Origin of the sequence: Pseudoxanthomonas sp. 3HH-4, assembly GCF_006716465.1 — a bacterium.
GTDB lineage: Bacteria > Pseudomonadota > Gammaproteobacteria > Xanthomonadales > Xanthomonadaceae > Pseudoxanthomonas_A.
In genome coordinates, this window is record NZ_VFPB01000003.1 from 227,489 (window position 1) to 245,976 (window position 18,488).

Sequence of the window (18,488 nt, forward strand, 5' to 3'; positions counted from 1 at the left end):
CGGGGGCCAAACTTATCAGTATTTGAACCGCACAACGAAGGACAAGTTGTCCAAATTTCTAGACAGAATGTCCGTGCAAAATATGCGCGACGGGAGGGTTCTCACCCGCGGAGCAGAGGCGTAGAGTCAGGCTGGGTGAGTCCTGCAATGCGCGCGGTGGCCGCGATGCATGGGAGCGACGCCTCACGGGGAGAACGCAATGAACGCAGTAGCTTTGCTTGTGGCCCGGCTGTTCTTGGGTGTGCCTTTCGTCATCTGGGGCGTCATGAAACTTCATGGCGGTGAGGCCAAACTCGTGCCCGTCCTTGCCGGCATGGGCTTGCCCGACGCCAAGGCGCTGGCCTACCTGATCGGTGCTTGCGAGCTTGTCGGCGGGATAGCCGTGTGCATTGGCTATCCCGTTCGCACGGTAGGCGTCCTGCTAGCTGCATGGTGCTTGGTGACAGGTTACGCAGCCCACAGGGGCGATGCGAACCAGCTGTTGGCTCATGTAGGCATGGCCGGAGGTTTCTTCCTGCTCGCCGCAGTGGGGCCGGGCTCGCTCTCGCTATTCGGCGGAGCTCCAACAGGCGTCTTCGCCAACCTGCGGTGACGGCCCTACAAGAACCCTGTATTTGTGGAGGAGCTCATGTCCGCCCATACCCTAGGGTCAGACGCCATCCTTTCGGCCGGCACTCTGGCGCCGGACTTCACGCTCAACGCCACGCCCGATCAGAAATTGTCGCTCCATGAGTTACGCGGCAAACCTGTGGTTCTGGTGTTCTATCCCGCCGACTGGAGCGAAGTGTGCTCAGATGAGCTTGCGCTCTTCAATCAGGCGCTTGCGCTCATTTTGGAAGGTGGCGCTACAACACTCGGAATCTCTGTAGACAGCGCCTGGTGCCACCAAGCCTTTGTCGCCGCGCACAAGCTCCGTTTTGATCTACTCTCAGACTTCCACCCCAAGGGCTCAGTGTCATCCCTGTATGGAGCGTATGACGCTGAGCATGGCTATTGCAAAAGGGCTTTGTTTGTCATCGATGCGCAAGGCCGCATTGCCTGGAGCTACCTATCGCCGACGGCCATTAACCCAGGCGTTGACGGAGTATTGGATGCACTCGAATCTCTCAAACACTCCTGACTTCATCCCAGAACAGGATATATGCCATGTCCACGCTTCGTGTTCCGGTCACCCCACGTGATCACATCCAAGGCAGCCTCGATTCGCCGGCCGTGCTGGTTGAATACGGCGATTATCAATGCCCTTACTGCGGTGAGGCTTACGAGGGCATCAAGGAACTGCAGGCACAATTCGGCCAGAGCCTGTGCTTTGTTTTCCGCAACTTCCCACTAAGCGATGACCATCCCCAGGCCGCACCGGCGGCGATCTTCGCCGAGTATGCAGCCATCCAAGGCAAGTTCTGGCAAGCGCATGACGCGTTGTATGAGAGCCAGGATCGGCTCGGTCCGGCCCTGTATGTGGAACTAGCGCGCGCACTGGGCTTGGATGTTGAAGGGTTGCGCCAGGCGTTCGAAAGCGCGCAGTTCGCGGACCATATTCATGCTGACCTCAATGGCGGCCTGCGTAGCGGCGTCAATGGCACACCCAGCTTCTTCATCAATGGCCAGTTCTATCCTTTGCAGAACGGCGTTGAGGACCTTGTCAGTCCGATCCAGGCCATCGTGGATGGACGGGATCACTAGCAGCGAAACCAGCGCATGGGTGCCGATGTAGTCAAAGGTGATGAAGCCCCACTTCTTCGGTGCCGCCCCGGAACTGACCTAGGCGGTGATGTCAGTCAATGCCCAGGCATTGCCGGCCAGCAGGCCCATGCGCTGCTTGATCACGGCGCCGGGGAGCGAAGTGTCTACGACAAGATCGATTTGCAGATCCTGTTGGGAGCCAGAAACGCGCGCCCCGGGATCGACCATGGCCAAGACCGGATCAATGCCGTCAGGATCCACATGGGTGTTCTTCCATCGCTCAAAGAAGTTCGGATGGCTCAACGCCGCTTGCAGCTGATCGGCAAATTCCTGGGATCCTTGCGCGCTAAAGCTAAACGCCGGGTCTTGCCCCCGGGCCACCTGAGGGTTCGGCAGACTGATGTAATAACGGATCGACACGGCAACTTCCTTTTTCTGGTTTCAAACGGCGCAAACTCGACCATCTCTGCGCTCAATGACTAGCCACCAATGTAATGCATCTCGATCTTCCTGCCAGAGGATCTGGTTGAACTCCCCCGGCCTCGCAGCTCGCTATACCGGTCCGAGCGGGCTGCCCAGATTTCATGCACGCGCGCTTCAATGCGCTGATCGTCCAAACCGCTGCGCAAGAGGGCCCTCAGGTCAGTGCCTTGGGTGGAGAACAGACAGGTATACAGTGTGCCATCGGCGGACAGTCGGGCACGCGAGCAATCCCCGCAGAAGGGTTTGCTGATCGAAGAGATCAGACCAATCTCCCCTTGCCCATCGAGAAACCTGTAGCGGGTCGCCACCTCCCCAGGATAGTGAGCCGGCACTGCCTCAACAGGCCATCGCTCCTGTATCTTCGACAGCAGCTGGTCCGATGACACGATGTCCTGTCGCTGCCACTGGTTCCGATTGCCCACATCCATGTATTCAATGAACCGGACAATGACACCTGTGGCGCGCGACCAAGCCACCAGATCCGGGACGGAACTCTCGTTCACACCCCGCTGAACCACCGTGTTGATCTTGATACCTTGCGGAAAGCCGGCGTGCACCGCCGCCTGCACGCCAGCAAGGACCTCGGCCACCGAGCCTCGACCGCCGCTCATTTGATGGAACAGGGCCGGTTCCAGCGCATCCAGACTAACGGTTATGCGATCCAGTCCCGCCTTGCGAAGATCCTCGGCTTGACGCGTCAGCAGCATCCCGTTAGTGGTCAGGGCAAGGTCCGTGATGCCAGGGATGGCACGCAAGCGGGCCACCAGATCGGGCAGCCCGGGCCTGAGCAGCGGCTCACCCCCGGTCAAACGCAGCTTGCTCACACCCAGTTGCGTGCAGGTCCTGCATATCCGCTCGATCTCATCAAAGCTCAACCAGTCCTCGCTCGCCATGAAGCGATAGTCAGGTCCATACGTGCCCTCGGGCATGCAGTAGGTGCAACGAAAATTGCATCGGTCCATGACCGAAATGCGCAAATCCCGCAACGGTCGCCCACGCGTATCCAACAGCGCAAGCAAAGCCTCTGAAGCAGTATGTCTTGCGGTCGCACTCATAGGACCTCAGTGCAGCTTGATCTTGGTGGATATCGACCTGCGCAACAGGTTGGCCAACATGTCAACGCCCGTTCGCCACCAGCCATGCAAAGCGACACAGTGCATCCGATACAAGGATCGATACATGATCCTGGCCAAGATGCCATCGACAAACAGGCGACCGCTGATCAACCCGCCCATCAGGTTGCCCGTGGCACCCAGCCTGCCCAGTGAGACGAGCGAGCCTAGATCCCGATAGCGGAACAACGGCAGTCGTTCGTGAGGATCCTTTAGTCGGATTCCCAGCGCACGCAACAGGAACTGGACTTGCTGATGGGCCGCCTGGGCACGTGGAGGAACCCACTGAGCCTGCCCACTCCAATGACACTGGGCACAATCACCAAGGGCGAAGATCGTATCATCGTTCACGCTCTGCAAAGTCTGTTTCACCAACAGCTGGCCGCGCTCCCCTACCGCAAGCCCATCCAGCTTGGAAAGCAGCGGGAGCGCTTTGATACCGGCCGCCCACACGATCAGGTCGGCACCATGAAAAGTGATGTCAGAGGTAAATAGCCCTTGCGCCGTTACCGTTTTAACCTGCTCGCGCAGGGCCAGTTGCACGCTATACCGTTCAAGCAGCTCCGAGGCGGCTTCGGACACGCGCTCTGGGAGCGTGGGCAGGATCCGAGGACCGGCCTCCACGATGCTGATGTGAATATCGCGCATGGGATCAAGATGATGCAGACCGTAGACGGAGAGAAAGCGAGCCGTCTGTCGCAGCTCGGCCGCCAACTCCACCCCCGTCGCACCGCCGCCTACGATCACGATACGCACGCGGCGTTTCGCACCCTCCTGCGCGCTGTCGGCCCGAATGCAGGCCGACACCAGATTGCTGCGAAACCGCTCCGCGTCCTCGACCGTATCCAACGCAAAACTGTGCTCGCGCGCACCTGGGATGTCGAAGAAGTTTGTCGTGCTGCCCACGGCAATCACCAACGTCTCATAGGGCAAAGCCCGGGCCGGGAACAGCGGCTGGCCATGCGTATCGAACACAGCACCCACCTTCACCAGCTTCCGGCTCCGATCCAGACCCGTCATGGCACCTTGTGCGAAATCAAAACCATGCCAGTAGCCCTGCGCCGCATAGTCCACTTGGTGAATACCCGGATCCAGGCTGCCTGAGGCCACCTCGTGCAGCAGGGGCTTCCACACATGGAACGGCTCTGGGTCTACCAGCGTTACCCCCACCTTCTTGGCCTTCCTGCCGCGACAGTAGGCATTGCCCAACTGGGTGGCCAGTTCCAGGCCGCCCGCACCGCCACCGACCACGACGACTCTATGCATGTCGAGCTCTCTCTAGCCTGGGAGTATGTCCACTCACCGCAGCTCAGAGGACACTGGGTGGTGCATACCCCAGATAGAGAGCAACTTGCGTGCCAGCTCATCTATCCAATGAACTCAGTATCTTGCGATACATGTGCCCTGCTTGACGGACAATCTGTCTCGATGCGAGCGGACGTTCTGTCTTCCATGCGCGGCCCGCAACCGGCGTAGGATGCAATCGCAAACTCGGATCAGGAAAGCGCCATGGACTACCACAGGCTCCCCAACGATGTAGCGTTGACCAACCTCATCCTGCAGAACCTCATCCGCACCCTCCTCGACAAGGGCCTGCTTTCCGAACAGGACGTGCACGACCTGCTATCGATGGCAGCCGAGCGCATCGACATCGTGGGAGATGAACTCACACGCCCGGCGGCACATGCCATCGTGCGAGCTTCCTTGCTACCGGCCATCTTGCAGCGACAGGAATAAAACGCCTCATCACCCTTGGCCAATGTAATCCTCGTTGGACGTCCCTTCCGGGCCCAACTCATGCTGCAAGGACCTCAATACCCTGCGCAACGCATGAATCTGATCCACCAGGTGAAGGGCCACTTCAATGCCAGCGTCGTTGACACCGAAATCGGCGCTGAGGTCCCGCACGAAATACACCCTGGCCACATCCACCGATGTCAGGTGAACACCCACGCCCGTTCTCGAAGGGGTAACCCACTCGTTCTCGATCCATTGCTCGAGAACCTCACGCTTGATCCCCGAGTTCGATAGGAATACTTCAATATCGATGCTCATCGCTTGCTCTCCTCGCGGGGATTGAACGAACGCCCCGCCTCCCATGCAGAAACGAAGTCTTTCAGAGCTGGATCAATCGCCTTGGGCAGCGCAATCCTGAGCTTGACGAACTCATCGCCTCTACCGCCTCCGCGGCGGGGCATGCCCTGCCCTTTCAATCGCAACCTGACGCTTCCATCAGAGCCAGGCGCCACCGTTACCTCAAGCCGACCGGTAGGCGTCGAGACACGAACCTTTCCGCCCGACACCGCCTCGTGAAGCGAAATGGGAACCTCGATCGTCAAGTCATCGCCCTCGCGCACAAAACGCGGATCGTCCCTGACTTCAAGCTCGATCAAAGCATCCCCAGGCTTACCCTTGCCGGCACCCGGCGCCCCCTTGCCCCGCAATCGTATGGCCTGCCCATCCACCACGCCGGCGGGAACGACCACATCCAGCGTATCGCCAGTGGGCAACGTCAGGCGCTTCTTCCCACCCTCAATCGCTTCGGCAAGATCGATGGACAATCGAAAATGCAAATCCTGTCCGGGGCGATTGGCCCGGGCCTGCGCACTACGCCGCAACAGGTCAGCGAAAGGATCATCACCCTGCATGAAGTCTGCGTAAGCGTCATCGCCACCGTAGCCGTAGGCTTGCTCGGAGTCGGCATAGTCGCGGTAGTAGTTGTGGCGGGGCCGCTCAGCGCCGGTCTCATCGATCTCGCCTGCATCAAAACGTGCCCGCTTTTCCGTATCGCTTAGCAAACGGTAGGCGTTGTTGACGTCCTTGAATTTCTCCTCGGCCGCCTTATCGCCCGGATTGAGGTCGGGGTGCAGCTTTCTCGCCAACCGTCGGTAGGCTTTCTTTATCTGATCGAGGGAGGCATTGGACTCAACGCCCAGCACTTCGTATGGATTGCTCAAAACCTGATCTCCACTATTCTTTCTATGCTCAGAACGGATGCCACCGCATTGCTAGGCGCTCTCAGGCAGCCATAGTGTGAAAGTAGAACCCTTGCCCAACCCGCTGGTGGCCGTCAGTGTGCCGCCCTGCCGGGATGCCAGCATTTGGCTGATAGACAAGCCAAGCCCCGTCCCCTCCTGCTGCTTTGTGGACACAAACGGATCGAAGATCCGGGCAAGCAAATCTGGAGCGATGCCCGCACCGGTGTCTGCCACCTGAATGGCAACGCCAGCATCACCCGTCATGCTCTCCGCATCTGTCGTGCGAAGCACCAAACGCCCGCCATCGGGCATGGCATGGATCGCATTAACGATTAGATTGACCAGAACCTGCTGAACTTCGCTCTTGTTTACCGATACCAAGCGCGTAGCGGAAAACTGCTTCTCAATGACGATCGAGGTCTTCCGCAGAATATGCTGGACCAAGGGGAGCGTATCGGACACGATCTCGGAGGGATCCTGCTCATCCAAATGTCCGGCATATTCGGCTGGTTTGGAGAACTGCAAGAGCTTGGTTACGATCGAACTGATGCGATGGATCTGCTCATCCAACAGTTTGAACTCCACGTCAGCTGTATCGGCCTGACTGCCCAGCAGATCGCGCACGACCTCAAGGTTGCCTTGCATCACGGCCAGGGGGTTGTTGATCTCATGCGCCACCCCTGCGGTGATCTCACCAATGGTAGCCAGCTTTTCGGACATGATCAGTTGCTTGGTCGTCGCCTCAAGCTGCTGATTGGCCAACAGCAGATTTCGGGTTCGCTCTTCCACCCGCTCATTGAGTTCCTCGTTCCACCCCCGAAGACGCTTATCGCTTTCCTCCAACTGTCCCAACAGCTTGTCCAGATGCGCTGCCAGCTGACCGAGTTCATCGGTCGCATCGATCTGTCCAGTCCTGGCGCCGAGATTGCCGCTCTCAACACGCTCGATCGTCCGGGCAATGCGCTCGAGTGGCTTGAAGATGTTCCGTGCCCAATGAAGGAACAGTGGCGTGGTCAACGTCGCCACAAGAAGAAACACGAGCACGGTGGCGATTAGGGTGCTCTTCTTGGCATGCACGAAGGGCTGGGACTTGAAACCCACATACAGCATCCCCACCCTCTTGCCGAAACTGTCCCGGATGGGCTCATAGCCGGATACATACCAATCATTCACGACATAGGCGTCGTTGAGCCAGGTTTTCCCCTCCACCAGAACCGCCTGCCGCACCACCTCAGATGCTCGAGTGCCCATGGCCCGTTTGCGTCCGGTCATGTGCACATTCGTGCTGATCCGCAGATCGTCCAGGAAAAGCGAGGCGGTGCCGATACTGCCTTCTGGCAGCGCTTCCCGCCGATAGACCATGTCGTGGATGGTGTCGATAAAGCGTAGGTTCCCATTGAGCAGCATCCCGCCCACGAGCGCCGCTGCTTTGCCGTCGGGCAGTCGAACGGGCGCAGCCACATGCACCACCAGCGCCCGGGTCTCTTCTGCTCCTTCCAAGGTATCGGCAGACCGGTTGCCCAAGATCGGCAACTGCGCACGCCTCGCCAGCGCAGGGTCAATCGCATCCAGATCCCTGGCACTAAAGACATCCGTGGCAACGCTTGCCCCCCCTTTCAGGGCCGAGGCCACGACAGGCCAATCCACGCGTTGGATAGCGCTGCTGGCCGGGCTGCTCGAACCCACCCTGCCGCCCTGCGCGTCGACCAGATACAAAAAGTCCAGCTCTCGTTGCTGCGCCTGTGTGGCCAGTAGCGCATCCAAAGCGCCAGGAGAAGTAGTCTCCTGCTTGAGCGCCTGATCAAATCTCACGCTCTCCGTCAGGGCGACCAGCGCTCGCTGGGACCTTAACAACAACTGCGCCATGTATTGATCAGCGATCTTCAGATCGCTACTGACCTTGGTGGTCAGCATGTCATCGATCTTGGTGTTCCATTGAAGACCCGTGGCTGCCAGGAACAGCGGCAGAATGACCAACGTGGGAAGCAGGGCTATCGTAAGCAGTCGGTAGCGGACCGATCGCTTTCCTCTTCCAACAGTGGAGCTGGCCTTAGACATTCCAGATGGAGCATTTTCTATCAATGGTCTTTCGCGATATCCCCAACAACCGGGCTGCCTTCTCCCGATCTCCACCGGTCTCGCGCAGGATGGAGAGGATATGCAGTCGCTCCACTTCGGCCAGGGATTTGTTCCTGCCCTGACGGGGCGTTTCGATGCTGGAGAACGACTTCGGGAAGGAGCCCACGATCAACGCTCGCTCGATCAGATTACGCAATTCGCGGACGTTTCCCGGCCACCGGTAACTCAGTAGGTGGGCCTTGACCTTATCGTCGATCGTGATGGTCGGCAGCCCCAGTTGCACGGACATATCTTCCATGAAGCGCTGCGCCAGCTCGAGCACATCCTCACCGCGCTCGCACAGGCGCGGCATGTTGATTTCCATGATGTTGATCCGGTAATACAGATCCGCCCTGAAGGTCCCTGCCTCCACGCACGTCATCAAATCCACATTGGTAGCAAAGACGAAGCGGACATCCACCGGTTGCTCGCGCTCTGAGCCGACGGGCCGAATGCGTTTGTCTTCCAGCACGCGCAGCAACTTGCTCTGCATGGCCGCAGGCAGATCCCCGATTTCATCCAGGAACAGCGTGCCACCTTGCGCGTGCATGATCAGACCCGGGCGCGCGCTTTCGGCATTGGTGAAAGATCCTTTCAGGTGCCCAAACAACTCGCTCTCAATAAGGTCTGCCGGAATGGCGCCGCAGTTGATAGGTACAAACAGTCGTTTCGCGCGACTGGATAGCGCATGCAGCGATCGCGCGGCGACTTCCTTGCCCGTGCCCGACGGACCGGTGAACAAGACGGTGCTCGGCGTGGGTGCAGCGCGGGAGATCAGTTCGCGCACGGCTTCAATGGCAGGCGAGTTGCCCAACAGTCTGTCTCGGAGCAAGGTCTGATCGCCAGCAACATTCAACTCGTGACGCAGAACGGCATTCTCCCGACGCAACTGGTTACGCTCCAGACAACGGGAGAGCGCACCCAGCAATTGATTGGAGCGAAATGGTTTGAGCAGGAAATCGGCTGCCCCGGCACGCAGTGCCCCGATAGCAGCTTCCAGATCCGCATAAGCGGTGATGAGGATGACGTCGGCAAACATGCCGCGGCGGCGTTGCTCGGCCAGCCACTCCACGCCGTTTTGGCCGGGCAGGACGTTATCGAGAATGACCACGTCAAATGGCTGGGCATCCAGTTTCGCCGACGCCTCGCTGGTGTCGGCCACCTCTTCGACATGCTTGCAGCGCGGCCGAAGGGTGCGAACCAGGAAGTTCCTCATACCCGGCTCGTCGTCCACGATCAATATCGAGGCCTGAGCTAGCCAGGGCCACAGATCTGCCCCGACAGCAGGATCGTCGGAACTACGTGCGCTTTTGAGCGGCATAGAACTCCTGAGCAGCTGAATCTACAACAATAATTTAACTTTCCCGCTGGCGACTGGGCGTCATTGACCTAATAGCGCTATTTCGGAAAAGCTTCCATAGGCTGCCGGTTCAAGGCCGCAGCACCAATCCGATCAACCACGCGAAGCCGCCCACCATCCCCACACCAGCCAACCAGAAGGCCAGCATCCACCCCAGACGTCTCCAAAGCGGGCCGGAGGGTTGGTCAGTGGTAGCCATGGACGCCGGCCTTACCGCGGAAAACCCAGTAGGCCCATGCCGTATAGGCCAGAATGATCGGGATGATGACCACCGCCCCTACCAACATGAACGCTTGGCTTTGACGGGGAGCGGCCGCCTCCCAGATGGTGATCGTCGGTGGAACCAGGTAGGGAAAGACGCTGATACCCAATCCCACAAAGCCCAACATGAACAGCCCCAGGGATGTGAAAAACGGCATGCGTTCACGGCCGCGTCGCAAACTCCAGAGCAGAGCCGCTGAGCACAGCAGGGTCAGGATGGGAACCTGGGAGGTGAGCATCACCCCTGGCATGGCGAACCAGCGGCGCCAGTAGGCGTAGTCCAAGAAGGGAGTGGCCGCGCTAACCGCGGCCAACGCACTCAAGGTGCCCAAGGCCAACCAGAACGCAACCTTGCGCGCATGCCTTGCGCTACCGCCCTCGGTCTTCCAGATCAACCACGTAGCCCCCAGCAGGGAATAGCCGATCACCACGGACACGCCGGTGAGTAGGCTAAAGGGACTCAGCCAGTCCAGCCATCCGCCGGCATACGCGCCGTTCTCCACCCGGATGCCCTGCAAGATCGCACCCAAGGTGATGCCCTGTGCCAACGCCGCCACCACCGAGCCCAAGGTGAAAGCAAAATCCCAGAAGGCGCGGTGTCGTGGGTCGCGCCAGCGGAATTCGAAAGCAGCACCCCTGAAAATCAGCCCCAACAGCATGGCGATCATCAGCGGATAAGTCGCCGGCAACACAATGGCGTAGACCATCGGGAACGCCGCAAACAGCGCCCCACCGCCAAGAACCAGCCATGTCTCGTTGCCGTCCCAGAAGGGTGCAATCGAGTTCATCGCTTGGTCCCGCTCCTCGCCCACCGCCAAACTGGGGAACAAGATCCCAATCCCCAGATCAAACCCATCCATCACCACATAGGCGAAAATGGCGAACGCGATGATGGCAAGCCACACAAGGCTTAGATCCATATTCGCCATGACGCTACTCCTCGATGGCCGGTGCAGGGGTTACACCCGCCGCACGTTGGGGAATATGGGGAGGTTCCGGCTCACCCGGCTGCGGCGGCTTGGACATCAGGTGAAGCAGGTAATAGATGCCGGCGCCGAAGACGAAGAAATACACCACGATGAAAGCAATCAGTGAGGTCGCCACCGCCGGCGCTGCCAGGGGCGAATGCGACTCGGCTGTGCGCAAGAAGCCATACACCGTAAAAGGCTGCCGACCTACTTCGGTGGTAACCCAACCCGCGATCACCGCCACAAAGCCCGCAGGGCCCATCGCCACGGCAGCGCGCTGCAGCATCGTGGCTTCGTAGAGCTTCTTCCTGGCGCGCATGAGCAGGCTCCAAAGGCCCAATGTCAGCATCGCCATGCCCAAGCCCACCATGATCCGGAATGACCAGAACACAATAGGTGTGGGGGGCCAATCCTCGCGCGGGTAGTCATTCAAACCCGGAAGCGGCGCGTTCGGATCGTGCTTCAAGATCAGTGAACCCAACTTGGGCACTTCCACCTTGTAGCGCACGCGCGCCTCATCGTTGTCGGGCAACCCAAACAAGATCAGGGATGCACCATCGGGGCTCGGTTCGTAGTGGCCTTCCATGGCCAATACTTTCACCGGCTGATGTTCCAGCGTATTCAAGCCGTGTGCATCCCCTACCAGGATCTGTATCGGCGCTACAAGGGCGACCATCCACATGGCCATGGAGAACATCTTGCGCGCGCCAGCAGTGCTGTTGTTTCTCAGTAAGTGCCATGCCCCCACCGCACCCACGACCAAGGCGGTGGTCAGATAGGCTGCGATGACGGTGTGCGCCAGGCGATAGGGAAAGCTTGGCGTAAAGACGATCGGCAACCATGACCCTGCGGGGATGAACTGGCCGTCGGCGTTGATGGCAAAGCCCTGCGGCGTCTGCATCCAGCTGTTGACCGCCAAGATCCACGTCGCCGAAATGCAGGTTCCCAACGCAACCATGCAGGTCGCGAAAAAGTGCAGACCTTTGCCGACCTTGCTCATGCCAAAAAGCATCACGCCAAGAAAGCCCGCCTCCAAGAAGAAGGCGGTGAGCACCTCGTAGGCCATCAAGGGGCCAATGACAGGCCCGGCCTTGTAAGAAAAGACCGACCAGTTGGTGCCGAACTGGTAAGACATAACGACGCCGGAAACCACGCCCATGCCAAAGACAATGGCGAAGATCTTGAGCCAGTAGCGATACAGATCACCGTAGACCGCCTTGCCGGTTTTGAGCCAGCAAGCTTCCAGCACCATCAGGTAGCTGGCCAGGCCGATGGAGAACGAGGGAAAAATGAAATGGAACGCAATGGTGAACGCGAACTGCGCACGCGCCAGCGTCAAGGCATCAAATTGCTCGAACACACGCCACGCTCCCATGCTCTTTCGAGCATCGCTTGAACCGATACATCACCACCCACCCGCTGCTCTAGAGGGCGATGGTCCGCACAGGAATGGACTTGGCTGCCGGCGTTCCACTGATCTTGTCGTAATACTCCAGCGGCAGCAGCGGATTGAGCTCGGGGTAGTATCCGGCCACCGCACCACGGGGCATGGGGTAGTCCAAAATCGTCAATCCATCCACACGACGCTTGATCCCGTCATCGCTGATGGTTTCCAAGGCCACTTTGGCTTGGGGGTCAAGTCCGCGCGCGATCCTGTCCTCGGCATTCATGAACAACACCATGCGATCGTTGTAGACCCCGCGGTAGCGATCGTTGTTGCTGTAAATCGTGGTGTTGAACTGATCATGCGACCTGACGGTGGCCAGACGAAGCATCGTGGGGTCATCCACCACATCGTTGACTTCCAACCCCGGCAGCAGCAGGAAGTTCGCCTTTCCGTTGGGCGTATTCCACACCCGGCGGCGCGGCGGCACGTCCAGATGGAACCCGCGAATATCTTGAATTCGCTCGGAGAAATTGCTGTATATCTCCGGATACACCTGAGCGATCTTGTCCCGGATAAGATCGTAGTTGTCGATGTAGCTTTCCCACGGCGTATTGCTGTCGGGCAAAGTCGCCATGGCCATTTGGCAGACGATCTCCACTTCTGGCATGCAGTGCTCGCTGGGCGCATTTAGCACGCCACGCGAAGGCGAGACATTGGACATGGAGTCTTCGATGGTGACGAACTGCTCACCCAACGCCGTGATGATGCGCTCCGAACGCGAGACCACCGGAAGAATCAAGGCCTCGCGCCCGTGAACCAGATGGCCTCGATTGAGCTTGGTGGCAATCCCCACCGTAAGGTCCAGCTTTCGCATCGCATCATATGAGCGCTCGGTATCCGGCACGGCGCGCACAAAGTTGCCGCCCATCCCGATGAATACCTTGGCGGTGCCCGCCATCATCGCCTCGATGGTCTCCAACGTGTGGTGGCCGTGCTCCCTGGGAGGCTCGAATCCAAATGCATCGCGCACGCGGTCAAGATACGCCTGCGAGGGCTTCTCATCGATGCCCACAGTGCGATCGCCTTGAACATTGGAGTGCCCGCGGATCGGCGAGATGCCCGCCCCTGGTCGGCCGAAATTGCCTTTCAGGAAGAGCAGGTTCGCGATCTGCTGGACCAGACGAGAACCCTCCTGGTGTTGGGTGATCCCCATGCCGTAGCAGATAACGGTGGCGCGCGACTGGATATAGATCTCCGCGCACTTGCGAATCTGCGCCTCAGAGATGCCCGACACACGAACCAAGTCCTTCCAGTCGTGGGACATGACCTCTTCACGGATCGCATCGATACCGACCGTGTGCTCAGCAATGAACGCCTCATCCAGAATCTTCTCGCCCATGGCCTGGCGCTCGAAGATGACTTTCATCATGCCCTTGATCAGCGCCAGGTCGCCGCCGATCTTGATGTGGACGAATTCGCTGCTGATGGCCATCGATCCGAAGGTGGCCATTTGCAGAAAGTCCTGCGGCTCGGTGAACTTGATGAGCGCACGCTCGGGCATCGGATTGACTGCCACGATCGGTATGCCCCGTCGCCGCGCTTCGACCAGGTTGGTCATCATCCGGGGAGAGTTGGTGCCGGTGTTCTGACCGATGACGAAAATCGCATCAGCATGCTCGAAATCTTCGAGCACGACTGTGCCCTTACCGATCCCGATGGAAGGCGGCAGACCACGGCTGGTAGGCTCGTGGCACATGTTCGAGCAGTCGGGGAAGTTGTTGGTGCCAAACTCCCGCACGAAGATCGAATACAGGAATGCCGCCTCATTTGGCGTGCGCCCAGAAGTATAGAACTCAGCGTGGTGCGGGCTGCTCAGCTCCCGCAAATGCTTGCCGATCAACTCGAAAGCGTCGTTCCAGCTGCAGGGCACGTAGTGATCGCTTTGCGCGTCGTAGCGCATGGGCTCGGTCAATCGCCCCTGCATCTCCAGCCAGTAATCGGACTGTTCCATGAGCTTGGAAACAGAATGCGTGGCGAAAAACTCACGATCGACCCGGAACTTGGTCGCCTCGAAGGCCAGCGCCTTTACGCCGTTCTCGCAGAACTCCAGCTTCTTCGTGCAATCAGCATCGGGAAATGCGCAGCTGGGGCATTTGAAGCCACCATGCTGGTTCATCGCCAACAGCGCTCGGGAGCCCTTGGTTACCACGCTTTGTTCCAGCAGCACCTTGGCCGTGGCAGCTGCAGCGCCCCATCCGCCTGCTGGCTGATCGTAGGGCTTGTATAGCGGGATCTTCTTCTCAGCCATGGCGCTCGCACTCCCAAGAAGTCAGCTGGCGTTTCGAAAGTAGATCACGCTATCTGACTGATCACCATAGACATTTTGTCCGCGCGCCACGGACAAAATGTCCATCCTCAACCCTTTAAGACGCGCGCTCTACGTCAGCACATGGCCTTGGGGTTCGGCAGGTGAAGGCAGATCAGCGTGCCCCAGAATGGCGAGCATTTCGCGCTCGACGGTTCGCCGCATGGCATACAGCGGCAGCGCATTGGGCTCCAAGCTAAATGGGTCTTCCAACTGATGGCCTAGCGCGTCCAAGCCGAAGAAGGTGTAGGCCACCAGCAAAACCGGCACCAGCGTCCACCACCCCAGCGAACCAGCTAGGGCAAAGGGAAGCGTCAGGCAAAAGACCAACGCGGTGCGGTGCAGCAATAGCGAGTAGGAAAAGGGGACCGGGGTCGACAGGATCCGTTCGCAGCCGCCTTGCACGTGCGCCAGTTGGGTCAGCTGCACTTCCAGCACTGAATACAGAATTGAACCGATCTTCTGCTGTTGCTGTAGTTCGAGAAAATACCGACCAAGCCCTTGGAGCACGTCATTGGTCGGATTGGGCCGGCCGGGCGTGGCCACCGGTAGCCAAAGGGAGATGGCCGCCTCCTCATTGGCACCCCGCAGCCGAGCCGCCAAGCCCGCAGTGAATGCGCACAACGATCGCCCCACATGCTCTCGCTCGTCCTTCCCCTGTAGCGAGATCTGTCGCGCCAAACTGCGGCAGGCCACGATCAGCTCTCCCCACAGCTCCCTGCCTTCCCACCACCGCGCATAGCAGGCGTTGTTGCGGAAGCTCATGAACACCGACAAGGCGATGCCGATCAGGGTGAAGGGGATGAAGCTCATCTTGGCGAAAATTCCAGGATGCTCAGAAGAAGCCAAGACGGCAATGACACTGACTACGGCAATGGTAAACAAGCGCCTTGAGATGCGAGGCAGGATCGAACCGTTGATCGCAAAGACGATGTCGTTGAACGTGGGCTGCCGCTTGGTAATCATCTGGGTATGCTCGGTTGAACCTCGGATGCTCCAAACCTCGGAAAGGTGATGCACTAGAACTCGAGAACCTCGACACAGCCGCCCATCTGAACCGGATCGGCTTTGCTGGGCCGGCGAATGAGAACATCTGCCTGAGCCAGTGCACGTTGCGCGCTACTGTCCTGCTCAGGCAGCGGCAGCACGCGGCCCTCATACCAAAGGGCGCGAACAAACGTCTCGCGCTCATGGCCCGCCGCCATTTCCAGTGCCAACCCTGCCTGTATCCAGCGCAGTGCATCGGCCATGCGACCACCACCCAACCGCATCAGAAGCGGGGCCAGGAACAACCGAGCAGTAACCAGCGCGCTGGAAGGATTACCCGGCAGGCCGAGCACCAGTTTCCCACCCGCACGGCCTAGCCAAACCGGCTTGCCAGGCTTGATGGCCACTTTGGAGAAGATCAGCTCTAGGCCATGCGGATGAAACATGGCCTTGGCGAAATCTCGTTCCCCCACCGATGCTCCGCCTGCCACGACCACCAGGTCGGCCTTTTCAAGCGCACCCCCTGCGGCACGTTCAAGGATGTCGAGCACATCGGGCAGCAGAACGCGACCAATGCATACCCCACCCCATTGCTCAACGAGTGCGGCGACGCCGAAGGACACACTCTCAGGCACCCCCAGCTCGCTTTCACGCGCCGTGCCAGGCGCGCACAGCTCATCACCCAGCCCCAGCACAATCACGCGGGGACGCAGATGCACGTCAACGCGTGCACGATCGGCCCCGGCTGCCGCAACCACCGCGCGCGCGTCGAGTCGGGTGCCAGCGATCAGCAGCATGTCGCCTCGCCGGAAATCACTCCCTTGCGCGCGGATGTGGCGCCCTGAACCCACGGCCTGCTCAAAGATCGCCTCCCCTGCCTTCTCGTGCACCTGCTCCTGGATAACGACCCGGTCCAGATCTTCGGACACGCTAGCCCCGGTAAAGATGCGCGCGCAGCTTCCTCGGGGCACGTCCGGGGCCGGGCTACCACCGGCATAGCAGGTGGTCGCAACCGGGAGACGGACCGGAAGGATAGCCAGATCGGCCTCTCGCACCGCATAGCCGTCCATGGCGGAGACGCGCTGCCTGGGCGAGTCCACATGCGCATGCACATCCCGTGCAAGGACTCGCCCGCAGGCCTGCGACAAGGGAGTGGACTCGATCCCGGTGCGCTCGTGCAGTCCTGCGATCAGCGAACACGCGTGCTCAAAATCGATCATGAGCTTTCTCCAGCGTCACACATCTAGCTCACGCAGCCGGGGAATGTGGCCCGCAATGGAGCAAGGCCGATATCGGCTGTCCAACTCCAACACCAAGACCTTGTCCCATCCATCGCGGCATGCACCGGCCGATCCCGGCAGACAGAAAATGAAGGTGTCTCCCACCTGGCCGGCGAACGCGCGAGATTGCAGGGTGGACACGCCCACCGTGGCCAGACTGGCTAGGTGAAACAGGACGGAGAACCCATCCATCTCCTTGCGAAGCAACGGCCTAACGGCCTCCACGGTTACGTCCCTGGGACTAAAACCGGTGCCTCCCGTGGTCAAGATGACATCGATCTCGGCGTTATCGGCCCAGGTCAACACCTGATCCTGTATCTGCTGGATGTCATCGCGCACCAACGCGCGCTCCATCAGTCGATGTCCCGCATCGGCAAGCCGGCCAGCCAGCAGCGAACCAGAACTATCCGTGTCCCGGGTGCGGGTGTCTGAGATGGTCAGCACAGCGACTTGCAAGGCGTTGAATGGCAACTGGCTATCTATTCCTGGCATAAAAGGATTCAAGGGTCGATATCGCCGAACCGATGGCGAACAGCGGAGTGGAATTGGTGCAAGGTCTGCGGTTTGACAAACAACGCGATGACATCCGGGTGCAGCGACTTCACCTGAGCCTCAATCGAGGCCACGCATACTTCAACTTGCGATACCGACAGCGTGGGCTCGAAGGCGATACTCAAAGCGACCAGGGATTGGTTGGGGGAGAGCTGGGCAGTCAAGGCGCTGTTGGCCGATAGCACGCCCGGTTGCTGGGCGGCGATACGGCAGATTGCTTCTACCAATGCCGGTGGGGCGCGCTCTCCGATCAGCAGACTCTTGCTCTCCACGGCCAACAACCCGGCAATGATCGCCAAGACCAGCCCGATCAAGATGGACGCCACTCCATCGAGCATGGGAAGCCCCAAACGCTCCGACAGGTAGATGCCCAGCGCTGCAATCACGATACCCACCAATGCCGCAGAGTCTTCAAACAGCACCATGAAGGCAGGTGGATCCTTGCTCTTGCGAAATGCCTCCCAGAAGCCCTGCCCACCCCTGACCTGGGAGAAACCTTTCCAGGCCACCCACCACGAATAGGCTTCGAACACGAACGAAAAGCCCAACACGACATAGGTGATCTGGACGTTCTCCACGGGGTCAGGCGCCATGACATGGCGCACACCTTGATAGATCGAGACGCCCGCCCCTACCGAGAAAAGCAACAAGGCAACGATGAAGCTCCAGAAATACAGCTCACGTCCATACCCGAACGGATGCATGAGATTGGGTCGCTTCTCCGACTGCCGATACCCATACAGCAGGAGCACCTCGTTGCCCGTGTCCACAACCGAGTGAATGGCCTCGCTGAGCATGGCCGAACTGCCGGTCATCACCGCAGCAACAATCTTGGTCAGCGCCACGGCTAGGTTGCCCGCCAAGGCGGCATACACCGTGCGGCGGGAAGTGATGCCGGCCTTGGAGTTGGATTGGGCTGCTAGCTGGGTCATAGAATGGACTCAAGGTTGGCGC

At 59.5% G+C, this 18,488-nt stretch carries 18 protein-coding genes; 4 read left to right on the forward strand and 14 right to left on the reverse strand.

Annotated features, from left to right (window positions below):
- Window positions 1–199 precede the first annotated feature (199 nt).
- The 3 genes from FB548_RS10975 to FB548_RS10985 are packed head-to-tail and all read left to right on the forward strand — an operon-like array spanning window position 200 to window position 1,683.
- Complete coding sequence (locus FB548_RS10975; protein ID WP_142124818.1) at window positions 200–592, forward strand: DoxX family protein; 393 nt, start codon at window positions 200–202, stop codon at window positions 590–592.
- Window positions 593–628: 36 nt separating this feature from the next.
- Complete coding sequence (locus tag FB548_RS10980; RefSeq protein WP_142124819.1) at window positions 629–1,120, forward strand: redoxin domain-containing protein; 492 nt, start codon at window positions 629–631, stop codon at window positions 1,118–1,120.
- 26 nt (window positions 1,121–1,146) lie between these two features.
- The gene (locus FB548_RS10985; protein ID WP_142124820.1) at window positions 1,147–1,683 is read left to right on the forward strand and encodes a DsbA family protein; all 537 of its coding nucleotides are present in this window, start codon (window positions 1,147–1,149) and stop codon (window positions 1,681–1,683) included.
- 78 nt (window positions 1,684–1,761) lie between these two features.
- On the opposite strand, the gene FB548_RS10990 is transcribed toward FB548_RS10985, so the two are convergent.
- The 3 genes from FB548_RS10990 to FB548_RS11000 are packed head-to-tail and all read right to left on the reverse strand — an operon-like array spanning window position 1,762 to window position 4,544.
- Window positions 1,762–2,103 carry a hypothetical protein gene (locus tag FB548_RS10990; protein WP_142124821.1) on the reverse strand — a complete coding sequence of 114 codons (342 nt, stop codon included), beginning with the start codon at window positions 2,101–2,103 and terminating at the stop codon, window positions 1,762–1,764.
- A 59-nt stretch (window positions 2,104–2,162) separates the two neighbouring features.
- Window positions 2,163–3,221, reverse strand: coding sequence for a GTP 3',8-cyclase MoaA (gene moaA / locus FB548_RS10995; RefSeq protein WP_142124822.1), 1,059 nt, complete (start codon window positions 3,219–3,221; stop codon window positions 2,163–2,165).
- A 6-nt stretch (window positions 3,222–3,227) separates the two neighbouring features.
- Window positions 3,228–4,544, reverse strand: a complete 1,317-nt coding sequence (locus FB548_RS11000; protein WP_142124823.1) for an NAD(P)/FAD-dependent oxidoreductase — start codon at window positions 4,542–4,544, stop codon at window positions 3,228–3,230.
- 243 nt (window positions 4,545–4,787) lie between these two features.
- On the opposite strand from FB548_RS11000, the gene FB548_RS11005 reads away from it, so the two are divergent.
- Window positions 4,788–5,015, forward strand: a complete 228-nt coding sequence (locus tag FB548_RS11005) for a hypothetical protein (RefSeq protein ID WP_142124824.1) — start codon at window positions 4,788–4,790, stop codon at window positions 5,013–5,015.
- Window positions 5,016–5,024: 9 nt separating this feature from the next.
- Here FB548_RS11005 and FB548_RS11010 read toward each other — a convergent pair whose 3' ends face one another.
- The 11 genes from FB548_RS11010 to FB548_RS11065 form a co-directional block, all read right to left on the reverse strand.
- On the reverse strand, window positions 5,025–5,333 hold the full coding sequence (locus FB548_RS11010; protein WP_185742085.1) for a chaperone modulator CbpM: 309 nt from the start codon (window positions 5,331–5,333) through the stop codon (window positions 5,025–5,027).
- Window positions 5,330–6,235 carry a DnaJ C-terminal domain-containing protein gene (locus FB548_RS11015; RefSeq protein ID WP_142124826.1) on the reverse strand — a complete coding sequence of 302 codons (906 nt, stop codon included), beginning with the start codon at window positions 6,233–6,235 and terminating at the stop codon, window positions 5,330–5,332. Before FB548_RS11015 ends, FB548_RS11010 begins: the two co-directional genes overlap by 4 nt.
- A 51-nt stretch (window positions 6,236–6,286) precedes the next feature.
- Window positions 6,287–8,233 (reverse strand): cache domain-containing protein, encoded by a 1,947-nt coding sequence (locus tag FB548_RS11020; RefSeq protein WP_221625948.1) that lies wholly within the window; start codon window positions 8,231–8,233, stop codon window positions 6,287–6,289.
- 73 nt (window positions 8,234–8,306) lie between these two features.
- On the reverse strand, window positions 8,307–9,608 hold the full coding sequence (locus FB548_RS11025; RefSeq protein WP_255470506.1) for a sigma-54 dependent transcriptional regulator: 1,302 nt from the start codon (window positions 9,606–9,608) through the stop codon (window positions 8,307–8,309).
- A gap of 311 nt (window positions 9,609–9,919) precedes the next feature.
- Entirely contained in the window at window positions 9,920–10,915 is a 996-nt protein-coding gene (gene cydB / locus FB548_RS11035; protein ID WP_221625952.1) for a cytochrome d ubiquinol oxidase subunit II, read from the reverse strand.
- A 13-nt stretch (window positions 10,916–10,928) separates the two neighbouring features.
- Window positions 10,929–12,338, reverse strand: a complete 1,410-nt coding sequence (locus FB548_RS11040) for a cytochrome ubiquinol oxidase subunit I (RefSeq protein WP_142124831.1) — start codon at window positions 12,336–12,338, stop codon at window positions 10,929–10,931.
- A 49-nt stretch (window positions 12,339–12,387) separates the two neighbouring features.
- The gene (locus FB548_RS11045) at window positions 12,388–14,658 is read right to left on the reverse strand and encodes an FdhF/YdeP family oxidoreductase (protein ID WP_142124832.1); all 2,271 of its coding nucleotides are present in this window, start codon (window positions 14,656–14,658) and stop codon (window positions 12,388–12,390) included.
- 129 nt (window positions 14,659–14,787) lie between these two features.
- On the reverse strand, window positions 14,788–15,681 hold the full coding sequence (locus FB548_RS11050; RefSeq protein WP_142124833.1) for a bestrophin family protein: 894 nt from the start codon (window positions 15,679–15,681) through the stop codon (window positions 14,788–14,790).
- 53 nt (window positions 15,682–15,734) lie between these two features.
- Window positions 15,735–16,922, reverse strand: a complete 1,188-nt coding sequence (locus tag FB548_RS11055; protein ID WP_142124834.1) for a molybdopterin molybdotransferase MoeA — start codon at window positions 16,920–16,922, stop codon at window positions 15,735–15,737.
- A gap of 15 nt (window positions 16,923–16,937) precedes the next feature.
- On the reverse strand, window positions 16,938–17,474 hold the full coding sequence (locus FB548_RS11060; protein WP_142124835.1) for a molybdenum cofactor synthesis domain-containing protein: 537 nt from the start codon (window positions 17,472–17,474) through the stop codon (window positions 16,938–16,940).
- Window positions 17,475–17,482: 8 nt separating this feature from the next.
- On the reverse strand, window positions 17,483–18,466 hold the full coding sequence (locus FB548_RS11065) for a cation diffusion facilitator family transporter (RefSeq protein WP_142124836.1): 984 nt from the start codon (window positions 18,464–18,466) through the stop codon (window positions 17,483–17,485).
- Window positions 18,467–18,488 lie beyond the last annotated feature (22 nt).

What these genes read in the sequence shown, in the direction of transcription:
- FB548_RS10975 (WP_142124818.1), top strand. Translation starts at nt 200, where the DNA reads ATGAACGCAGTAGCTTTGCTTGTGGCCCGGCTGTTCTTGGGTGTGCCT.
- FB548_RS10980 (WP_142124819.1), top strand. Translation starts at nt 629, where the DNA reads ATGTCCGCCCATACCCTAGGGTCAGACGCCATCCTTTCGGCCGGCACT.
- FB548_RS10985 (WP_142124820.1), top strand. Translation starts at nt 1,147, where the DNA reads ATGTCCACGCTTCGTGTTCCGGTCACCCCACGTGATCACATCCAAGGC.
- moaA (WP_142124822.1), bottom strand. Translation starts at nt 3,221, where the DNA reads ATGAGTGCGACCGCAAGACATACTGCTTCAGAGGCTTTGCTTGCGCTG.
- FB548_RS11000 (WP_142124823.1), bottom strand. Translation starts at nt 4,544, where the DNA reads ATGCATAGAGTCGTCGTGGTCGGTGGCGGTGCGGGCGGCCTGGAACTG.
- FB548_RS11005 (WP_142124824.1), top strand. Translation starts at nt 4,788, where the DNA reads ATGGACTACCACAGGCTCCCCAACGATGTAGCGTTGACCAACCTCATC.
- FB548_RS11010 (WP_185742085.1), bottom strand. Translation starts at nt 5,333, where the DNA reads ATGAGCATCGATATTGAAGTATTCCTATCGAACTCGGGGATCAAGCGT.
- cydB (WP_221625952.1), bottom strand. Translation starts at nt 10,915, where the DNA reads ATGGATCTAAGCCTTGTGTGGCTTGCCATCATCGCGTTCGCCATTTTC.
- FB548_RS11040 (WP_142124831.1), bottom strand. Translation starts at nt 12,338, where the DNA reads ATGGGAGCGTGGCGTGTGTTCGAGCAATTTGATGCCTTGACGCTGGCG.
- FB548_RS11045 (WP_142124832.1), bottom strand. Translation starts at nt 14,658, where the DNA reads ATGGCTGAGAAGAAGATCCCGCTATACAAGCCCTACGATCAGCCAGCA.
- FB548_RS11050 (WP_142124833.1), bottom strand. Translation starts at nt 15,681, where the DNA reads ATGATTACCAAGCGGCAGCCCACGTTCAACGACATCGTCTTTGCGATC.
- FB548_RS11055 (WP_142124834.1), bottom strand. Translation starts at nt 16,922, where the DNA reads ATGATCGATTTTGAGCACGCGTGTTCGCTGATCGCAGGACTGCACGAG.
- FB548_RS11060 (WP_142124835.1), bottom strand. Translation starts at nt 17,474, where the DNA reads ATGCCAGGAATAGATAGCCAGTTGCCATTCAACGCCTTGCAAGTCGCT.
- FB548_RS11065 (WP_142124836.1), bottom strand. Translation starts at nt 18,466, where the DNA reads ATGACCCAGCTAGCAGCCCAATCCAACTCCAAGGCCGGCATCACTTCC.